1 protein-coding gene is annotated in these 2,798 nt (G+C 76.5%); it reads right to left on the minus strand.

Going from position 1 to position 2,798, the window contains the following annotated elements; all coding sequences use genetic code 11:
* Positions 1-2,798: amino acid adenylation domain-containing protein (locus ABEA15_RS25480; RefSeq protein WP_345559607.1), on the minus strand; the 2,798-nt coding region annotated here is incomplete at both ends.

Here is a 2,798-nt window from a genome sequence, read left to right on the forward strand (position 1 = left end):
ACCAGCCGCTCACGCTCGCCCTCCGCCAGCAGCGGCAGGTCACCCACCGGCCGGTCCGGGTCGTCCAGCGCCGCGCCCAGCAGCAGAGTGAACCGGCGGGTCAGGTCTTCGACCGTGCCGCGGTCGAAGCGGTCCGCCGCGTAGCGCACCGCCGCGTCCAGCGCGTCGGTGCCGGGCCGCTCGATGAACACGATCTCCAGGTCGAACTTGGCGGTGTCGACGACCTGGTCCTCCAGCCGGGTGCGCAGCCCCAGCAGCCCGTCGGTCTCCGCAGGCCGCGTCTGGTTGCTCACCATGACCTGGAACAGCGGGTTGCGTCCGGCGGCGCGCACGGGGTTGAGGGCGTCGACGACGTCGTCGAACGGCAAATCTGCGTTGGCGAACGCGGCGAGGTCCGCCTCGCGCACCCGCTCCAGCAGCGTGCGGAAGGCGGGGTCGCCCGACAGGTCGGTGCGCAGCACCAGGGTGTTGAGGAACATGCCCACGGCGTCGTGCAGCGCCTCGTCCGTACGGTTGGCGGCGGGCGTGCCCAGCGGGATGTCCCCGCCCGACCCCATGCGGTGCAGCAGCACCGCCACCGCCGCTCTCAGCACCATGAAGCGGCTGGTGCGGGTCTGCTCGGCGAGGCGGGAAACGGCGCCGGTCAGCCCGGCGGGCAGCCCGAAGCGCACCAGGCCGCCTTCACCGCCGCCCGCGCCCGCGCGGGGCCGGTCGGCGGGCAGCGGGACCTCCTCGGGCAGCCCCGCCAGAGCCTCCCGCCAGAACCCCCGCTGGCGCGACGCCCTGCTCGCCGGATCCTCCACCGACCCCAGCAGCTCGGCCTGCCACACCGCATAGTCCGCATACTGCACCGGCAGCGGAGCCCACCCCGGAGCCCCGCCCGCACACCGCGCCCGATAGGCCGCATCCAGATCCCGCAGAAACGGCGCCTGCGACCACTCGTCCACCGCAATGTGGTGGAACACCGCCAGCAGCACGTGCCGTTCGCCGCCGTCGGTGAAGAGGGTGAACCGGGCGGGTGTACCGCCGACCAGGTCGAAGGGCTCGCGCGCGGCCCGGTCCAACCGGTCGGCGGTCTCCTCGGCCGCGCTCTCCACCGCGACCAGCGGCCGGGGCAGCCGGTCGAGGGGGACCACGCGCTGCTCGGGCTCGCCGTCGGCGCGGCGGGAGAAGCGGGTGCGCAGCACGGCGTGGCGGGCGAGCACGTCGGCCACCGCCTGCTCCAGGGCGGCGGTGTCGAGGGCGCCGCTGATCCGCAGCGTCCAGGGCACGTTGTAGGCGCCGCCGGGGGCCGCCCCTCCGGTCTCCAGCAGCCACAGCCGCCGCTGTTCGGCGGAGAGCGGGACGCTGTCGGGCAGCGGGCGGGCGGCCAGGGCGGGCCGGGCGCCGGCGGCGGCCCGCGCCCGCTCGGCGATGCGCGCGGCGACCCGGGCCGGGGTCGCCGCCTCGAACAGGTCGCGCACCCCGATGTCGGCGCCCAGGCGGGTGCGCAGCAGGTTGGCCGCGCGGGCGGCGGCGAGGGAGTGCCCGCCCAGCGCGAAGAAGTCGTCGTCGGCGCCGACCGCTCCGGTGTCCAGCACCTCGCCGATCGCGGCGCAGACGGCCTCCTCCTCGGGGGTGCGCGGCGCGCGTCCGGGACCCGCGGCGGCGTCGGCCCGCTGGGGCGCGGGAAGGGCGGCCCGGTCGGTCTTGCCGTTGGCGGTCAGCGGGAGCTCCTCCAGCACCACCACGGCGGAGGGCACCATGTACTCGGGCAGGCGCGCGGCCGCGTGCGCGCGCACCGCCGCCGGGTCGAGCGGGGCGGCGCCGGGCGCGGCGACGACGTAGGCGGCGACCGACGCGTCGGCGCCGTCGCCGGTGCGCACCGCCGCCACGGCCTGGGCTATGCCGGGGTGTCCGGCGAGGGCGGCCTCGATCTCGCCGAGTTCGATGCGGAACCCGCGGACCTTGACCTGGAAGTCGGAGCGGCCCAGGTACTCCAGCTCCCCGGCGCGGGTCCAGCGCACCACGTCGCCGGTGCGGTACATACGGGCGCCGGCCGGACCGAACGGGTCGGCGACGAACCGCTCCGCACTCAGCCCGGCCCGGCCGTGGTAGCCCCGGGCCAGACCCGCGCCCGCGATGTAGAGCTCGCCCGCCACGCCCGGAGGCACCGGGCGCAGCCCGGCGTCGAGCACGTGGACACGGGTGTTGGCGATGGGCGCGCCGACGGTGACGGGGCGGCCGCGCTCCACCGGCGCCGCGGTCGACCAGATCGTGGTCTCGGTGGGCCCGTAGAGGTTCACGACCCCCTCGGCGCGACGTGCCAGCTCCTCGGCCAGCGCCTCCGGCAGCGCCTCGCCGCCCACCAGCACCCGCAGCCCGTCCGCCGCCGCGGGATCCTCGTCGACGATCGCGCGCCAGAGGCTCGGGGTGGCCTGCACGACGGAGGCCCCCGATGCGGCGAGGGCGTCCGCGAGTGCGGCGGGGTCGCGGACGGTATCGCGATCGGCCAGCACCACCGCGGCACCGGCCAGCAGCGGCAGATACAGCTCCAGCGCCGAGATGTCGAAGCCCACCGTGGTCACCGCCAGCAGCCGCTCCCCCGCCGCCAGCGGGAACCGCTCACCCATGTCCGCCAAAAAGTTCGCCAGCGCACCGTGCGAGACCACCACACCCTTGGGCCGCCCCGTCGACCCCGAGGTGTAGAGGATGTAGGCGGCACTGCCGGCGACCGGGAAGCAATCCGGCCCGGCGTCATCGTGCGCGGGCTCGGGCCAGGTGGCCGGGTCGTCGACCAGCAGCCGCCGCGGCCCCCC

It is taken from the genome of Streptomonospora halophila, assembly GCF_039542725.1.
Classification (GTDB): Bacteria; Actinomycetota; Actinomycetes; order Streptosporangiales; family Streptosporangiaceae; genus Streptomonospora; species Streptomonospora halophila.